Source organism: Halobacteriovorax sp. XZX-3 (assembly GCF_043196495.1).
Classification (GTDB): Bacteria; Bdellovibrionota; Bacteriovoracia; order Bacteriovoracales; family Bacteriovoracaceae; genus Halobacteriovorax_A.
Genome location: NZ_JBEBMO010000001.1, coordinates 1,623,754 through 1,641,119, shown reverse-complemented (window position 1 = coordinate 1,641,119; position 17,366 = coordinate 1,623,754). Strand labels below are relative to the sequence as shown.

Annotated in this window: 16 protein-coding genes; 13 read left to right on the top strand and 3 right to left on the bottom strand. The window is 34.5% G+C overall.

What is annotated here, in order from left to right; all coding sequences use genetic code 11:
• The first annotated feature begins 2 nt into the window (after positions 1-2).
• The 7 genes from ABMA70_RS07750 to ABMA70_RS07720 all read left to right on the top strand — a co-directional run bounded on the left by ABMA70_RS07750 (position 3) and on the right by ABMA70_RS07720 (position 7,080).
• Positions 3-1,352, top strand: a complete 1,350-nt coding sequence (locus ABMA70_RS07750; protein ID WP_392990628.1) for a hypothetical protein — start codon at positions 3-5, stop codon at positions 1,350-1,352.
• A gap of 68 nt (positions 1,353-1,420) precedes the next feature.
• The gene (locus ABMA70_RS07745; protein ID WP_392990630.1) at positions 1,421-1,588 is read left to right on the top strand and encodes a DUF4266 domain-containing protein; all 168 of its coding nucleotides are present in this window, start codon (positions 1,421-1,423) and stop codon (positions 1,586-1,588) included.
• Positions 1,575-2,738, top strand: coding sequence for a DUF3570 domain-containing protein (locus tag ABMA70_RS07740; protein ID WP_392990632.1), 1,164 nt, complete (start codon positions 1,575-1,577; stop codon positions 2,736-2,738). The genes ABMA70_RS07745 and ABMA70_RS07740 overlap by 14 nt, the downstream gene beginning before the upstream one ends.
• 10 nt (positions 2,739-2,748) lie before the next feature.
• Positions 2,749-3,192 carry a TlpA family protein disulfide reductase gene (locus tag ABMA70_RS07735; RefSeq protein WP_393022166.1) on the top strand — a complete coding sequence of 148 codons (444 nt, stop codon included), beginning with the start codon at positions 2,749-2,751 and terminating at the stop codon, positions 3,190-3,192.
• Positions 3,189-4,148, top strand: a complete 960-nt coding sequence (locus ABMA70_RS07730) for an FAD:protein FMN transferase (RefSeq protein WP_392990636.1) — start codon at positions 3,189-3,191, stop codon at positions 4,146-4,148. The genes ABMA70_RS07735 and ABMA70_RS07730 overlap by 4 nt, the downstream gene beginning before the upstream one ends.
• Positions 4,149-4,370: 222 nt before the next feature.
• Complete coding sequence (locus ABMA70_RS07725; RefSeq protein WP_392990638.1) at positions 4,371-5,987, top strand: methyl-accepting chemotaxis protein; 1,617 nt, start codon at positions 4,371-4,373, stop codon at positions 5,985-5,987.
• A gap of 160 nt (positions 5,988-6,147) precedes the next feature.
• Complete coding sequence (locus tag ABMA70_RS07720) at positions 6,148-7,080, top strand: hypothetical protein (protein WP_392990640.1); 933 nt, start codon at positions 6,148-6,150, stop codon at positions 7,078-7,080.
• Positions 7,081-7,138: 58 nt separating this feature from the next.
• On the opposite strand, the gene ABMA70_RS07715 is transcribed toward ABMA70_RS07720, so the two are convergent.
• The 3 genes from ABMA70_RS07715 to ABMA70_RS07705 form a co-directional block, all read right to left on the bottom strand.
• Positions 7,139-8,710: a flotillin family protein gene (locus ABMA70_RS07715; protein ID WP_392990642.1), complete on the bottom strand. Its 1,572-nt coding sequence runs from the start codon at positions 8,708-8,710 to the stop codon at positions 7,139-7,141.
• Positions 8,711-8,729: 19 nt separating this feature from the next.
• Positions 8,730-9,290: a hypothetical protein gene (locus ABMA70_RS07710; RefSeq protein WP_392990644.1), complete on the bottom strand. Its 561-nt coding sequence runs from the start codon at positions 9,288-9,290 to the stop codon at positions 8,730-8,732.
• Positions 9,291-9,578: 288 nt separating this feature from the next.
• On the bottom strand, positions 9,579-9,932 hold the full coding sequence (locus ABMA70_RS07705) for a MerR family transcriptional regulator (RefSeq protein ID WP_392990645.1): 354 nt from the start codon (positions 9,930-9,932) through the stop codon (positions 9,579-9,581).
• Between the two features lie 65 nt (positions 9,933-9,997).
• Here ABMA70_RS07705 and ABMA70_RS07700 point away from each other — a divergent pair, with 65 nt between their 5' ends.
• The 6 genes from ABMA70_RS07700 (at position 9,998) to qatC (ending at position 17,035) form a co-directional block, all read left to right on the top strand.
• Positions 9,998-10,390: a GFA family protein gene (locus ABMA70_RS07700; protein ID WP_392990647.1), complete on the top strand. Its 393-nt coding sequence runs from the start codon at positions 9,998-10,000 to the stop codon at positions 10,388-10,390.
• Between the two features lie 430 nt (positions 10,391-10,820).
• Positions 10,821-12,401, top strand: coding sequence for a hypothetical protein (locus ABMA70_RS07695; RefSeq protein ID WP_392990649.1), 1,581 nt, complete (start codon positions 10,821-10,823; stop codon positions 12,399-12,401).
• A 45-nt stretch (positions 12,402-12,446) separates the two neighbouring features.
• Complete coding sequence (locus ABMA70_RS07690) at positions 12,447-12,908, top strand: hypothetical protein (RefSeq protein ID WP_392990650.1); 462 nt, start codon at positions 12,447-12,449, stop codon at positions 12,906-12,908.
• Positions 12,909-13,028: 120 nt separating this feature from the next.
• Positions 13,029-14,879 (top strand): P-loop NTPase fold protein, encoded by a 1,851-nt coding sequence (locus tag ABMA70_RS07685; protein WP_392990652.1) that lies wholly within the window; start codon positions 13,029-13,031, stop codon positions 14,877-14,879.
• A 3-nt stretch (positions 14,880-14,882) separates the two neighbouring features.
• Positions 14,883-15,752 (top strand): Qat anti-phage system associated protein QatB, encoded by an 870-nt coding sequence (gene qatB, locus ABMA70_RS07680; RefSeq protein ID WP_392990654.1) that lies wholly within the window; start codon positions 14,883-14,885, stop codon positions 15,750-15,752.
• The gene (qatC, locus tag ABMA70_RS07675; protein WP_392990656.1) at positions 15,752-17,035 is read left to right on the top strand and encodes a Qat anti-phage system QueC-like protein QatC; all 1,284 of its coding nucleotides are present in this window, start codon (positions 15,752-15,754) and stop codon (positions 17,033-17,035) included. Before qatB ends, qatC begins: the two co-directional genes overlap by 1 nt.
• Positions 17,036-17,366: the final 331 nt, after the last annotated feature.

Below are 17,366 nucleotides of genomic sequence, written 5' to 3'. Positions count from 1 at the left end.
ATATGAAAAGAATATTAGAAATATTTTTAGTGATTTTCCTAGGCGGGGCCAGTTCAATGGCCCTTCCTCTACAAAATACAATAAATGAAGAAAACTTTCACTCATCAATCTACATTGATGATCCTCGCGTGACACAAATTAATGGTCATCTTAAGTTACTGGATGGTTTTTCAAGAAAACTATTTAAACAATCAAATACATGTTTCAATCTCGAGAACTTTAAAGGCACACAGCAATCTAACATTCAACTTGATTTTCATCAAAAAGTGATTGGAACAAACCTATTTAATCCATTCTTCAGTAAATATTATAATAATATTTATAGTAGTCATGTTGATAAAATACTTAAGGCACAAGATCAAAAAATAACGAATGCATTCCAAATCGCACTACATAAAACTACATATGCACGGGAGCGTGATACTGATTATGTCGACATAAATACACGATATAATCAATTAATTGTGAATGGTGATTTTTTTGGCTTTAGTGAGTTATGTAGTAGTGGCTATGTGAATTCTTTTAATAAATATGCAGGTGCTTGGTTCACAATTGTATTCAATCGAAGTGCAGATGGTGATGACACAGTCTTTACAAATTTGTTTGAAGCCTATATTCGTTTATTTGATTCAACGGCCGAGCCAAAGCTAAGAGCTCAATTAAACAGAGAATTAGCTAATCGTGCAGTTATTCTCTATGCAGAGTTTCGTGGGGTTAATCCACTTTCTGTGCCAATTCAAAACCTTCGAGATATTGAAGAATTTAGAATTCTCATATCAAAAATAAAATCTACAATGCTTTCGTCAGATGCTGGTCTTTATATGGCGATGGAATACACTCCTTGGGGTTATAACGATCAATTTCAAACTTCATTTTACAATTATCTAGTACGTAGTTCAAAGCAGCCCATGCCTGTTGAGCCATCTCGTGCACATTGGTTTAACTTCTATCAAAATATGGAAGTCGCACGACTAATGAGTGATGCAATTGCATATGAAGCAAGTATCGTAGAACGTTTTGAAGTTTGTCGCAATCAAATGCTAAGGGATTGGCCCCTTCGTGGTAATGAGAAGAAATTATTTGTAAATCATCTCGATTCTGACGGAGCAGGAATTGCACTTGCAACTATCTATCAAATTCTTACAGAAGAAGCTTTAAAGAGTTTAAAAGATAAATTATCAAATTTACAAAGTGGTGAGGAGAATTCTGTTTCACTCTGTAATAAAAAATTAAATGGTCAAATATTTCTTTCAAATCATTATAGAGATCTGTCAGAGTGTAAATGGTTTGATGGCTTTACTAAGTCACCATCGTTAGTTCTAGATGCACTTTGTCCTTTGACTCCAAAATAGCTTTGGTGATGTTAGTGTGAAAAAGGATGCCCATGAAAATCTATATATTTATATTTTTACTAATATTTATGTCTTGCGCTAATGTCGATCAAATTGATCGTGGACTATTATCAAAACAAATTATGCAACTAGATCCCCATCCTGAAGAAAGTATTTTTCAAAATGAAGTACGTGCTTTTAGAGAAGGTGCTGTTGGCGGTACAAATGCTGTTGGGGGTGGATGTGGATGTAACTAATCTCAACAAAGTATTGTTTGGAAGTATCTTGTTATTTCTTGCAACAAAAAATACATTTGCTGAAATGATGGAAAGTGGAAAAACCAAATTTAAATTACTTTTTAATATTTATCATCAAAATGGTGATGAAGGTAATCAAGTTTATGATGACTCCGGAAAGGAAGAAGCAAATGTTATTGAGCCTATGATCTTTATAGAACATCAAATAACAGAAAGTACTGCTATTAATGCACATTTTGTTTTTGATTTTTGGACTGCTGCTTCTGATACAAAGCTTGATGGAGCGACAGGGGCCAGTGGAGCAGGTCGTAAAGAGCAATCTCGATTCTCAGGTAATATTGGTGTGCGCAAAGAAGTTAGTGATTGGGAAACAAGTGCATCAATTGGATTCTCTTCTGAGTACGACTATCGATCCTTTAATGCAAGTTTAGGCGTTCAGAGGTCAATGGCCAAGGACAATTTTACATTAGGGTTAAATCTTCAATACTATAATGATGAGGTAATGTTATTTGAGGACTTAAGCTCTCCTCCTACGGCCAAAATCTCAGATTTCCTGCCACGTGATATCTTTGCAGCGAGTTTGACAGCGTCGCAAATATTAACAAGACAAGACATTATGCAAATGGACTTTACATTTGTACATGCCAGTAAGAATTTAGAGTCAACTGCCAGTTCAGTCTCTGTTGGTGGTATAAGGCAAGTAGAGAAATTACCTGAAACTCGAAGTCGCTACGCAATCTCTTCTAAATGGGTTCATGGTTATAGTGATGAAGTCGCTACAAATATCTCATATCGTTATTACTTTGATCAATGGGATTTGAGGGCACACACTTTAAGACTTGCTTTGCTTAAAGAAATTAATGATGATGAAGATTTTATCGAGCTTGCGCTTCGTTATCATAATCAAACAAGTGTTAAGTACTACCAAGACTCATTCGTGACTGCTAAGGATTTTATGACAAGTGACTCCGATCTCGCGGACTTTTCATCCTATGAGCTAAGTGCTTTTCTCTCTAGTAAATACGATTCTAAAAATATTTATGGTACCGAATTTGAAGATATTATCTGGAATAATGGGGTCACATTTGCCAAACGCTCAAATGGCCTAATATATGCATATATTCAATCCTCTGTTGGATTTCTATTCTAAGGAGGCAATGATGAAGTTCATACTTTTAATTATATGTTTTTTCATAAAAATGAATATTTTTGCGAACAAAATTGATAATTTTACACTTCCTATTTACGACACAAAAGAAGAATTTAATCTAGCTCATTATTCTAAAAACTATGAAAGAGTTTATTTAAACTTTTGGGCATCTTGGTGTAGCGCATGTATCCAGGAAATCGATGAGCTAGAAGGTCTAAAGTCTAAATATGTAGATAAAAAAATACTTTTCATTGCAATCAATGCTGGAGAGAAAAGAAAAAAGATAAAAAGATTTTTAACAAAGAATATATTCTCTTACCTTATCCTTGAAGATAGTGACCGAAGAGTTTCAAAACAACTAGGAGTAACTGAGCTGCCACGCTCTATTATTATCGATAAAAATCGAAATATTTTATACAGCTCAGATCGGCCACCAAAGGAAATATCGTTTTGATTCATAACGAAAATCAACTAACTTGTGAATATAGGTTTTCTGCCATGGGCGGGGAATTTCAACTTCTTTGCTTTCCACAAAGCTTTCTATCTCGTGAGGATGTATTAAAAATTTTTCATAAAGCAGAAAACGAAGTCCTTCGTATTCAGTCAAAATTTACAGACTTTGAAGATAGTCCATTTAATGAAATAAATAAGTATGCAGGAATTAGACCAGTTAAGGTTGATGACGAGATTTGGAATATTATTAAGATCGCAAATAGGATATCAAGAGAATCTAATGGTGTTTTTGATATTTCATTTGCAACAATCGGCCATTTATGGCGTGAAGCTAAAGAGAATGGTAGAACACTAAGTCTACCTGAGCGAACACAGATGAAAGCTTTTATTGATTATCGCAATATTCAGATGAATTATTTTTCTAAATGCATTTTTCTTCCTTTCAAACAAATGCGAATTGGGCTTGGTGGTATTGGTAAAGGTTATGCGATTGATATGGTTTATGAACTATTATTAAAAGAAGGTATTTCAAACTTCTATATAAATGGTTCAGGTGATATTCGTGTACACTCACTACCAAACGCACCAAGAGCCTGGCGTATCGGTATTAAAAATCCTTTTTCAGCAGATTCATCAAAGTCTATCGGAGTATTACAAGTTTCGACAGGAAGTATTGCTTCTTCTGGCGGTTATATTCACTTCAATCCTAACAGTGAGGGGATGAGTGATCATCATATTGTGAATCCAAGAAGTGGTTTTAGTAATGATGAAATAATAGCTTGTACTGTTATTGCAGAAAATACAGTTGAGGCCGATACTACGGCCACTATTCTAATGAATTTAGATGTCATTGAAGCAATTAGATATTTAGATAATAAGAAACTTATTGGCTTTGTGATTGATAGAAATGGCAAAACTCATCTTTCGGTTAGAGCACTTTCTTCTTTTGGACTATAAATCAATAAATCCCAAGTAGCTGAATTTGTAATTTACTTGATCAATATGCCTTGTTTATTTGGCGTGATTGAAAGTTTTTTTGTTTATTTTCTAAATAAAAATACAAGAGGTGACGAAGTGTTCTTAAGTATTTAGGGAATTCAATAAATTATCTTCGTAAATACTGTGTGTAGAATCTAGAGTAAAGAGTGGGGCGTTAAGCATTCATCGGAGAGTAAAAAAATGTTTAGAGCAAGTTTTAAAAAGAAATTATTATTATTGTGTTTTTTCATGTCATCAGTAAGTTTGATTATTGGTGGTGTTGCTTTATTTGGCTTCAAAAAGTTTATTGAAGTTTCAGATGAAGTTAATCAAAGTGTTATTCCTAGAACAACATTATTAAATAGGATGGATGTAAATTATCAAAAAACGAGAATTCAAGTTAGAACTCTTGGATTAGATAATTTGAGTAAAGAGGATCGTTTTGCGGCCATTGAAGGAGCTCTAAAAGTTGTCGGCCAATATGAGGAAGCTGCATCTGAACTTAAAACTATGATTAAAACAAAAGAAGAACTTGAGTTATATAATAAGTTAGGTGCACAATGGGCCAGCTTTAAGAAAGTTGGTGTTGAAGCAATCAATCTAGCAAAAGTATATGATGTTCAGTCTCGTGCAAAACTATTAGATATATTTTTAGTTCATTGCCCAAAAGCAGCAGCAGACTTTCAATATGCACTAGATCAATATAATCAGAGTATTCGAGATGAAATTACTAAAGCCGCTAAATTATCTGAAGAAACTTCTAAAACAATCGCATTTATTAATAAACTACTAATCATCTTAACAATATCAGGTATTTCAAGTTGTCTTGTTATCGGAATTATCTTTGCTAATAAGATCTCAACATCAATTAGAAATACTTTAGATATACTATCAAATAGCTCTAACTTTCTCACTGCCAGTGCAGATAATATCTCATCTTCATCTCAAAAACTTTCAGCTTCAAGTGAAAATCAAGACTCTTCATTACATGAATCTAGTGCTTCACTAGAAGAGATAAGCTCAATGGTTAGAATGACAGCAGAAAATGCAAAGAGATCAAATGAGCTAGCGACAGAGAGTTTAGATAAAGCTTCTAAGGGGAAGGACATTGTAGGAGATATGAATATCTCAATGGACTCAATTAATGGAAGTATTGATACTATTGTTAAAGAACTCGATATCAACAATGATAAAATGAAAGAGATTGCTACACTAATAAACAGCATTGATGAAAAGACTCAAATTATTAATGACATTGTTTTTCAAACTAAACTTCTATCTTTTAATGCTTCAGTAGAAGCGGCAAGAGCAGGAGAAGCCGGTAAAGGATTTGCAGTTGTAGCTGAGGAAGTTGGGAAACTTGCACAGATGAGTGGTGTAGCTGCAGTTGAGATCACTGATATGCTCTCTTCAAGTGTTGATCAAGTAAATCATATTGTAAGTGAATCACAGGAAAGGATTACAAGTGTCGTTGAATCAGCAAGAAGCAATGTAACAAGTGGTACAAATATCGCAAAAGAGTGTGAAGATATTCTTGAAAATATTGTTACAAGTGTTGCAGGTGTTTCATCTTCTATCGCTGAAATCTCATCAGCGACTCAAGAACAGTCTAGTGGTATTTCTCAACTACAAAGTTCAATTTCTAGAGTTGATGTACTTTCTAAGTCGAATACAGGTATTGCTAGAGAAACGTCTGGAATTGCACAACAATTGCAACAACAGGTCGGATCTGTAAATGGATCAATCGTAAATATCCAAAAACTTATTCTTGGTGAAGAAAATTCCTCGGAGTCATCTCCTAACAAGATGGCCGCTTAAATAACCCCAAATGCACTTAAGCTTATGATTTAAGCTTAAGTGTATTTTAGAGATATATCTATCTTGACATTAATTTCTCACCGTTTTGTCTCTGCGAGTCAGTCAAAAATAGATTTCAAATATGCCCTTTTAATGATCAAATTATACAAAGGGTAAATAAATGAATTTAAATAAAAATGATGTGCATTCTTTTGCACAGGCGCAATTAGACACATTTAATCTAAGTGAATTTAAAATTGATACTGGTTTAGCACTTGGTCATATTAGCGCTGAAATCAAAGAAGAATTTGAAGAGCTAAATTCTTATGAAGTAATGCAAGAACGGCATTCTTATTTTTCAATTGATGGAGTTTTTGCAGAGGAATATAGAGAAAGAGTTATTCAGTTCGATGATGATAGAAAGCTAATCTATGGAATTCGTCATATGGGTGGTAATGTTGATATTCCATTTATCCAATTTCTTGCTAATTTCAATTTAACGACAAATGAAGCACTCAGTTTATACGAGAATGTTAAACATGAGTTTGTTAAATTTAAACCACTTTATATCTGTTTTCATTCATCGTTGAAGTTAAGAGATGTAGATATGATCGCTGCAACTTATTTAGTTACGACAACTAGAGAAATGAAATCTCTTAAGTCTTGGCCATTAGAGGAAGAGTTGAGTTTTAAGGTTATTAATGATGACTCTTATTACAACTGGTATAAAAGTGGTTACGAAGAGTTTAATCGTGATGCTCCAGAGCTTTCTAAGAAAGTGTGTGTAAACACTCATGAGTCGATGGAGGTGTCTATGAAGCAAGGGCTCCTACAATTAGTCTTCTTAGGAGATGAACAAATTGGTTTAATATCTGCTGAACGCTCTCCATTCTTAGGTCATGAAGGTATCTATTTTCATGAAATTTTCATTGATAAAAATTGGAAGGGCAGGGGACTTGCTAAAGCAATTCAGAGAAAATTTGTTGTAGAAAATACAAATGACACTGATTTTGTTTGGGGAACAATTGATCACTCAAATTTAAGTTCATTTAGGACGGCATTGTCTAACGGACGCAAACCTGTTCGCTATGAGAATTTTGTCTGTATAAATTAATTTTAAAAATCAATATCTGAAAAATGGCCCTCTTAGTTTATTTAAGAGGGCCCATATTTTATTGATTGTGACTTGTTGGAGGGACACTCTCAATGGCATTATTTTCTGGTGGTGTTAATTGTCCGAGAAATTCAGGAAGATCAACACCTGCTTGTTTTGCAAGTTCATGTACTGCTGGAAGTGAGTTTATCAATCCACTTAAGAAGTTTGATGTTGCACTTTTACCATTGTGACTATTTCCGCCACCGTCCCAAACAGTAACTTTATCGATCTTAAGATCTTGTACGGCCTTAACTTGTTGTGCGATGATTTCTGGAAGTTGTTCTACCATAAGTAGGGTAGGGACAAGCCTCTTATCATCACCAACAATTTCAACTAGTTTATGGTAACCTTGGGCCTTGGCCTCAAGTACTTTTTGAATACCTTGAGCTTCAGCTTCATATTTCGCTAAAATTGCATCCGCTTCACCTTTTGCAATTCTTCTTTGTCTTTCGGCTTCTGCTTCTGCTGTAATTTCAACTTTTCTCTTATTAATCTCTTCTTGTGCAAGTTCTGTTTTTTCAAGTCTTGCAATCTCTTCTAGTTTCTGAGCTTCTAGTACTGCTTTCTGTGCTTGAGCGAGTGCAACTTCACCACGCTTGGCCGCATCGGCTTGCTTTTCTTTTAGGGTAGCATCGTATTCTGCAATATTTGCTTTTGACTCATTCTCACCCTTTACAGACTCTGCTTCTTGGATTGCAACGAAGACTCTTTGCTCTTTTAAAGCTTCTTTCTTTCCTTGCTCCGTAATCGCTCTTTGCTTTGCTTGTGCAACTTCCTGCTCTCTTAGTGCTGCTGCTTCTCCAGTAACACCTTCTGCTTCATATTTTGCGATACGAATTCTCTTATTTCTCTCAGCTTCTTTTTGTCCTGCTTCTGATTCAGCAACTTGATTGGCGACTTGAACTTCTTTTTCTTTGTTAGCGTTTGCTTCACCAATAGCACCATCTTTATCTTGCTCAGCAACTTCTACTTTCGCTTTATTAATTGCTTCTGCGGCAGCTTTCTTACCAATGGCTTCAATATATCCAGATTCATCTGTAATATCTCTAATATTAACGTTAATTACATCAAGACCAATTTTATTAAGCTCAAGGTTTACGTTCTTATTAACTAGATCTAAGAATTTCTCTCTATCTTGGTTGATCTCTTCAATAGCAAGAGTTGCAATAACAAGACGCATTTGCCCTAGAATAATATCTTGGGCCTGATTTGATATCTCACCCGTCGAAAGACCTAGAAGACGTTCTGCTGCATTCGTCATGATGTTTGAAGTCGTTGAAATACCAACTGTAAATGTTGACGGAACATTTACTCTAATATTCTTTTTAGAAAGTGCACTTCTTAAATCGATTTCAATTGTAAGTGGCTCAAGTGATAGATATGTATAATCTTGTAAAAGAGGAATAACAAACGAGCCTCCACCGTGAATACACTTCGCCGATTGTCCTGTTCCAACACTACCGTAGATAACTAAGATTTGGTTTGAGGGACATCTCTTGTATTGTTTTGATAAAAAGATTGCCGCAAAAAGAAGGATTAAAACAGGAACAACAATTATCCCCATAATTCCAAAAGTACTAAATAGCATGAGTAATCTCCCTTAAATATTATGCTTTCTTAACGATTAAGTTTCCTGAGTCATCAACATAGTGAACTTTGATGCTCTCAAATGCATTAATCGCTTCACCCTTGCTACTTGCTTGTAGAATCTGTTGTTTATTTCCAATTGTTATTTCAACTTGGCCAATACCTTCACCTTTTGCAGGTATGTTTGTATATGCACGTCCTGTTCTTCCAATTGCTTCTTTGATATTTACTTTTGGAATATTATTAAATTTTTTAATTTGAAAAGTTATAAAAGAACTGAAAAGCATCATCACAAAACCAAAAACACCGGCCGCAATTACTCCATACATATCTGACATTTCCCATTCTTGTTTTGCTGCAAGTCCAATCCACCCAGCGCCCATAAAGAAAGCAAGTATTGATTGAGTCGAAACAAGAGTGAAAGCTTCGCCACCATCTGTATGTTCAATGTCAACGTCACCATCGAAGTCCGTGTCTCCATCACCCGTTACAAAAAGAAGAAGCATTTTTAAAACAAATAGCAGTGTTCCCGCAAATGCCATGACTGCATAAACTGGGTTTTGAGAAAATATCTCTTTCATCCAATCTCCAAAAATTAAATATTGTTCATTTTTAAGTATATGGAAAAAAGAATTAGTAGTTAGGGGGTAAAAATGTCTAGAGTGGCTCTGGGAGAGGGAATTGGTGATTTTTGTTCTTTATTTTAAATATAGGTTTGTTTTGTAAGTATTCGATTTTATATTGTGGAGGTTTCAGTTGTTTTGGAGCACTAAAAGTGATCATTTTTGTTTTTTATCACTTTCTTTGATTAAATTTTTTTTAAAAAAATAGAGAGCAAGTATATTAAAAATAATTTCTCTTATCTATTTTTATTCAACGACGACACGATTCTCAATTATTTTGAGAAGTACCTTCTTACTTTTATTTAAATCTTTAATTCTTTGTTCAATGGCTTTTACTTCATCAAAGAATAATTCTTCAAGATCCCTACACATTGGCACGCGATCAGTGTGAAGTGTACATGGGACTATGTACTGAATCTTACTTAGAGAAACACCCGCAGAAATAAAGAGCTTGATCCTTTCAATGATCTTTACATGTTCTTTAGTGTATTCCCTATAGTTATTAGTACCTCTATCAGGTTTAATTAAACCCATCTTTTCATAATATCTAATTGAGCGTGCCGAAACATTCGTTTTCTCAACAATTTCATTAATTTTCATCGTAACCCTTTACCTTAACACAATGTCATAGTTTATGATGTCTAGCATATCGTATTGGAGGATTAATGTTAACTGGTAGTTGTTGTTGTAAAAAAATTAAATTCACTCTAAAGGAAGCGCCATCGTTGATGGGAACTTGCCACTGTTCGAGATGTCGAAAACTTGGGGCCAGTGTGATGGTCTTTATTAAAAAAGACTCTCTTGAAGTAACAAAGGGTAATGAGTTCATTAAGACCTATCATCCTGAAGAAGGCTTTAAGTACAAAAGGGACTTCTGTGCTAATTGTGGGTCGGCATTAGGTGAAATTACTTCTTATGAGACTTCCTTTCCAATTCCTGCAAACCTTATAGATGATGATATGGATCTCGAAAATAGCTTTCATGAATTTGTCTCAGAAAAGCCTGATTGGATTAAAATTTGCGATGAAGCTAAGCAATTTTTTAAGCATCCTCGGTAGTTTTATTTTATAACTATATTTGTTCACTTTTTTTCAATCAAAAAACTTTTTATTTCTTTTCGACTTTTTAAGTGATGAAATATTAGATGCTTATACTCTTGATCTCGCATCCTATCGATATAGCGCTTACGATTCGATTTATAAGTTTTCATCGCCCACAAAGTCACACTTTCTTTGGAGAAAAGTTGTCGTAAACTTTCTCGATATTCGATCCTTTGAGTTGAAAGTGTAGATATCTAATTTCTTAGTTCGCTTTTTTTGCTAAAGTGGTTTTTCCGCTTCCTGATGTTAATTTAAATAATCTTTAGATAATATAAAGTTAGTTCTACTAAGTCACTGAAAGTAAGACTTTAAATTTTCTTTCCAATTTTCTACTTAATATGTCGATAAGTTCTCTAATATCAGATGTTTATATGGGGATAGAGAGGTAATGGAAGAAAAGTTACTCAAGACTTATGAGTATGGCATTCAAAAGTCCATGCTTGTAATTAGTGTTTTAATTTTTGGAGGACTTGCACTCTTTGCTTTATATAGGGCTGCAACGGAAGCAAATATTTCACTTATTTTTGTATCCTTAGTATTTTTTGGATTTGTCTTAATTGCATTCATAGGTTCTAGGGTAAAGAAGAAGATTGAAGTCTACGAAGACAAGATGATCATCCCAAAACTTCTCTTTTCTAAAAAGGTTCACGTCGTTTTAATAAATGAAATTGTTAATGTTACTCAGATAACAGGAAGTGGAATTCCGTCAATTAGAATAGACCTTAGCAATGGAAAGAATGTTGAAATTCCATCTACAGTAATGAAAGAAAAAGAGTTTTATGACCTCCTAGTTTATCTTGAAGGATTACTTCAAATAAGACCAAAGGAATATGTCACACCTGATGTTATTGAAAAAAAGAAGTCGAAGCAGAAGATTTTCAACTTCGTAATTGCTGCAATTGTACCATTCCTTATTATTGCCCCAAGGCTTTACAACGATGAATTAAAAACGATTGGTGATTGGTCTCTTGTACTAACTCTTATCGCTATTATTTACTTTGGTGGCTATATACAAAGTAAAATAGCAAAATCTTCATCCAAGCATGCAAAAGAAAATAGAGAATCACTTTCTAGGCCCGAAATGAAAAAAGCTAAGAGAAAGTGGACGTTAATTGTTAATATACCCACGGTATTTTCTATCTTTGGTATGGTTGCACTAGTAAATGTACAAATTGATGGGGTAATCGATTTTATTCCATTATTTAGCTACGCTCTCACTATTACATTTGTTTTCTACTATATTTACTTGAACTTTATTCCTGATGACAAAGGATCAATATCTCCAACCGAGAAAAAAGCTACGATAGCCATGTCTGGGATTTTATCCGTTTTTGTAGTCACTGGAACACTATTGGCTTTGAATATTAATATGGATGATACCGAAGGAGTAAAAAAACACTCTTATTTAACTGGTATGTTTGTTCCGCATAAGAATAAAAATCACAAGTGTTATTACATTGCAGACTGGGAGACAGGTGAGAGCCTCGGAATTGGTAGTTCTACATATTGTACTTATACCTACCCAAGAATCAAAGAGGGAGATGAAGTATCTTTCTCCCTAAAAGAAGGCGCTCTAGGCTCTCCTTGGATTGGACAAGTTGAAATTTTAAAATATCGTTCTATTGATGATCTAATTGCAAGCCTCGCTAAGCCCCAAGATTTAAAAAGTGTTGATATTATCTCTTTTAGTAATCTCTACGAAAAATCTGTATTAGATACTTATTTTCAAAAATGGAAAAACACATGTTTGAATGAAGATACTAGTTACTGTCGTTTAGCTTCTTATATTTCATACGTTAATAATAAATATCTGGAGCAGAAGGAACTCATCTCACTTGGTTGTGAGAATGGAGACTTTAGAGCTTGTTATAACTACTTCCATATAAAAGAGTTTAAGAAAGAAGAGAGGGCCATTGCGAAGTCTCGAATCCTTAAAGAGTGTCCGAAGTTTCGTGGTGGTGATGAGTAATATATTTGTGATTATGTGAAGTCAGTAAAACTGTGAGGGAATAATATGGGGAAGTTTTTAAAATTTGTAGGAATCGTATCGTTAATAATGTTCACATTAGTCACCGTTGGTCTTGTTTATTTGTTTTCAACAGGATCAGGCTTAGATGACAGCTCTCAAAAATATGCAGATAGTATAATAGAGAACAATGTAAAGGGGTGGAAGGCACCCATTCCATATGATCAATTAAGTCTCGAGTTTAAAGAATCCATGTCCGAGGAAGATCTAAAAAAGTTTTGGACAAGGCTTTCTACCCTTGGTGATGCCACAAGTATAACTGAAGGTATTGGTGAAGCTAAAGTAAATTATATTTTTGATAAAGGAAAAAGTGTTACTGCGAGTTATAAATACGTTGCAGATTATGAAACCTGCAAGGCAAATATATACGTAAATTTGAAGCAAGAATCGGAGATCTGGAAAGTCTATGGATTCAAGTTTATGTCTGTGAATAATTTGGATTGTTTTTAAATGTATTTGAAGCAGTGAACTTAATTATATTCTCAGGTCGTTTGTTTTTGACTTTGCGTAAAGAAAAAGGAAATGGAACAGAATTTTAGAACATATTTTTGATTAAAGGAGTCAGTAGGTATGTGGACTGATAATGAAGCAGAAGTTGATTATTTAAACTTCGAAACGATTTCGAAAACCGTAGCAGAGATTATTGTACAAGCTAATAACAAACCAATTTCTATTGGTGTAAATGGGTCTTGGGGGATAGGAAAGTCTACCCTAATTAAATTAATTAATAAGTCCTTAAAAGCGAAATCTGATTCAGATAAGTATATTTTTGTTGAGTTTAATGCGTGGTTGTATCAAGGTTACGATGATGCGAGAGCTTCGTTGATGGATACCATTGCTAATAAGTTAATCGAAGAGGCAGAAGGGAATGCAGATGTACTTGATAAAGCTAAGGGCTTATTAAAAAGAGTAAATTGGTTAAGAGTTTCGCAGTTTGCACTAAAAAATGCTCTTCCACTTGCATTTGGCTTACCCCCAACAGGATTAATAGGAAGTGTTCTGGATAGTGCAAGCAAGTTAGTTGGTGATAATGCGACTCAGAAAGATTTAGATGGTGCTATTGAGAATGTTTCAAAATCAGTAAAAGTAGCACAAGGTTTTTTAAATCCAGTAGATGAGAGGTCTCCACCTAAGGAGATACAAGAAATAAGGAATGAATTTGAAGAGACTTTAAAGGGTCTCGATAAGACCTTAATTGTATTAATCGATGACTTAGATAGATGTTTACCAGATACAACAGTTTCAACCCTAGAGGCGATTAGACTTTTTCTGTTTCTACCAAATACAGCTTTTGTAGTTGCTGCTGATAAAAAAATGATTAAGCATGCCGTGAAAAAACATTTTTCTGATATAGATGATGATCTTGTAACTAACTATTTTGACAAGCTAATTCAGGTTCCGATTGAAGTCCCATATTTAGGTACGCAAGAGGTGCGTGCTTATTTAATGTCTCTTTTTGTTGAGCAAAGTAATATCTTAAGTGACGAAAATAAGCTCGTGTTTGTTGAAAAGATAAACGAAAAGCTTAGATCAACATGGAAAGGGGAGAAAGTCGATAGTACCTTTGCATCTTCGATAGATGAAATAGGTTGTGATAAAGGGTTGACAAGTAAGTTTGTTCTAGCTGAAAGATTGTCGCCTCTTTTAACAAAAGCTTCAAAAATTAATGGTAATCCTAGATTAATCAAAAGATTTCTAAACGCTCTATCCATAAGGCTTAGTATTGCAAAAGCAAATAACATTGAAGTTAACGAAGAAGAGTTGATTAAAATGTTATTATTTGAAAGATGTGGAGACTCTCAATGTTACGATGAAATCTTGAAAGCTGTGATACATTCAGATGATGGGAAAGCTGAATTTTTAGGTACTTTAGAAGTTGATGCTAAAAAAGGAGAGTTGAGTGGTGAGAAGGATAATAAGTGGGGTAAGGACTTTGAGTTAGAGTGGTTAACACTGGAGCCTTCATTAGCATCCTCTGATTTAAGAGGAATTGTTTATCTTGCAAGAGAGTTTGCACCAATTGTTACGCCAGAGGACCAATTGTCTCCAGAAGCGATTGCATTACTAGAGACATTAATAAATATTTCAGGGTCTGCAAAATCAAATAAAGCAAAGTTACAAAAGCTACCTTTGTCTGAGCAAGTTGTATTGGCGCAAAAGCTAATAAATAAAGCCAAAAAGATTACAGACTGGAACAATTTGGATGTATTGGAAGACCTTATTGTTGTAGCAGGTTTTAAAAAGCAAATTCAAGATATGATTTACTACTTTCTAGAGAGTTTAAGTCCTAGCTTAATTACTCCTGCATTTGCTGCAAAGTTAACAAGAGTAAAGTTCGTAGAGGATTTATTAGATTCTTGGAAAGAAGAAGAGCACTTAAGGAAGCCCCTTTCAGTGTTACATAAAAGAAAAGGGAAGTAAGATATGGGTACTTCAAAATCAAGTAAAGGGTCTCCATCTAACGTTCCGTCAACACCCTCTTGGACTCCAGACCCCTTAGAAGGGGGAGGTCAGAATAATGTTACTTATGCTCCTCATAACACAGGAACACCAGTAGGAGGGCCAGACTTTTTTTCTGAAAATGATTTTCCGGTCTCACCAGAGAGCATAGAATTTGACAAGGCTCCTCCTCGTAGGCACTTGGGAGCAAGGAAAGGGATTTCGGATTATGCTCGTACTGGATCAAGAGATAGTCTCCAGAGGGGCATGAAGAATTATGTAAAAAAGAGTCTCGGTGGAAGTCGTAAGGCTGCACAAAGGCTAGGTGGAGCGACTAAGTCTGCTGGCTCTTTATATCACGCCTTATCGAGTCTTTCAGGGGCTAATGATTTTAATGAAAATGATTTATTAAGTAGAGAGGCATTGTCTTCAAAGTCCCCAGCAGAAATAATAGATTACATTGTGGACACTCTTGCTCCTTTAGATGGGACTCAGGATGCAGAGACTAGACAATGGTCAATGAATAATGCGTTGTCAGATCTATATAAAACTTACCCTAATGCTGATATTGAAAATTTAACAGTAGAACAGATTGATCATACTGTAGAATGTTTTGCTGTTGAGGAATTGATTAGACGTTTTGAACTGGATTTAGAGCAAACTATTATTGATAATGCTCCTTCGAATATGGAAGGGGTTAAACGAAGTAAAGATGCTAAAAGCTTTATTAGAACAGTTGCGCATAATAGCTTTGAAGAACTAAGGGAAAGCGGAAAGACTCTAACAACAGATAATGTAACAGAAGTTATAAATGAAGCATATATTATAACTTGTGAAGGATTCGAGGAGAGTTAATGGCTAATATATTGGTTTCAACTTCAGAAGAAGTTTTATTACAAGAATCAGAAGATTTAGAAAAAATATTATTATTCGGAAGATCTGTCGAAGATGGTATTAACTCATGTGGAGCTGCAGTAATAGAAAAAATAAAGAAGTTAAGAGTTAATCCAGATCCACTTTCTATTGATTTCTTGGGAATCGCTCTTTCGGTACTTTCTGCAGATAAATTAGTTTCAAGGAATTCATCACCTGATGGTTGGACACGAATCATAAATTTATCTGTACCAGTAATGAATTTAGAGAAATGGAATAGCTCTCGGATAACGATTGAAAAAATGCTCCGTTTTTTAACAACCGATATATGGAATCTCAGTTTCTATGAATATCAAGCTAACTTTGATTTTGATGAAGGCGAAAGCTGTCGTAGCTTAGATGGCAACTGTGTTACGTTACTATCAGGGGGCATGGATAGCTTAATTGGCTTAATTGACTTAGTAAGTTCTAAGAAAAAACCTATTGTTGTAAGCCAAATAGTTAAAGGGGACAGTGAGAAACAGCAGTTTTTCGTCGAAGAGGTTAATGCTGGGTTAGAACATCTTCAGTTTAATCATAATGTTACAGCAAGTAAGGAAAATTCAACTAGATCAAGGTCTATAATCTTTTTAGCTTATGGAATTATGGCGGCAACATGTTTAGAAAATTTTAAATCTGAAAAAAAGGTTAAAATGTTTATATGTGAAAATGGATTAATCTCACTGAATCCACCATTAACCTCAACTCGAGTAGGAAGCTTAAGTACAAGAACAACAAATCCTGTATATATGAGCTACTTAAATCAATTGTTAGAGGAGTTGGGATTAAACGTTGAAGTTGTTAATCCTTATCAATTTAAGACAAAAGGTGAAATGTGCGTTGATTGTAGAGATCAAGTAAAGTTAAAAAAGTTAGCACGTTTATCTACAAGTTGTGGGCGATTCGGTAGGTATGGATTTACGCAGTGTGGAAGATGCTTCCCTTGTTTAATTAGAAGATCTTCCTTTAAAAAATGGGGGCAGGTTGATAGGAGTACTTACTTTTTTAAAAAGTTAGGAAAGAAAGATAAATACCACTCTGGTTTTGATGATGTCAGGTCTGCCTCTATCGCAGTATCTAAGGTTACATCTGAAAGCGTAGAGAAATGGATTGGACCTATACTAAGTAACTCTGTTTTTAGAGAAGATAAGAAGAAATACATATCGATCATACAAAGAGGTATAAAGGAGCTAGAACTTCTAATGAAATATTATAAGATACTTTAAAGATATTGAACTCTCTTTCTATGTAAGCGATGATAAACTAAACTATGTTTTATAAATATGTAGATTCGATAAATTTAAAGATTATAGCAATAAAAGAAGAGAGAAGATTTACGTATTCCTTGTTTGATAGTCGTGGATTATTTTTTTTAAAATATGTTCCAGGTGGTTTTTCACGACACGTAGTCAATGAAAAAACACCTGGAACCTAAACTACTTTGTCGTTTACGGCCAAAACCTTCCCGAGCGTAGCGTCACATCCGGCTGTGGCAAGGAATAATGTGTAATGGAAAATGATTGAACAATATTTCTGTGTTCTAAAAACAAAACAGAA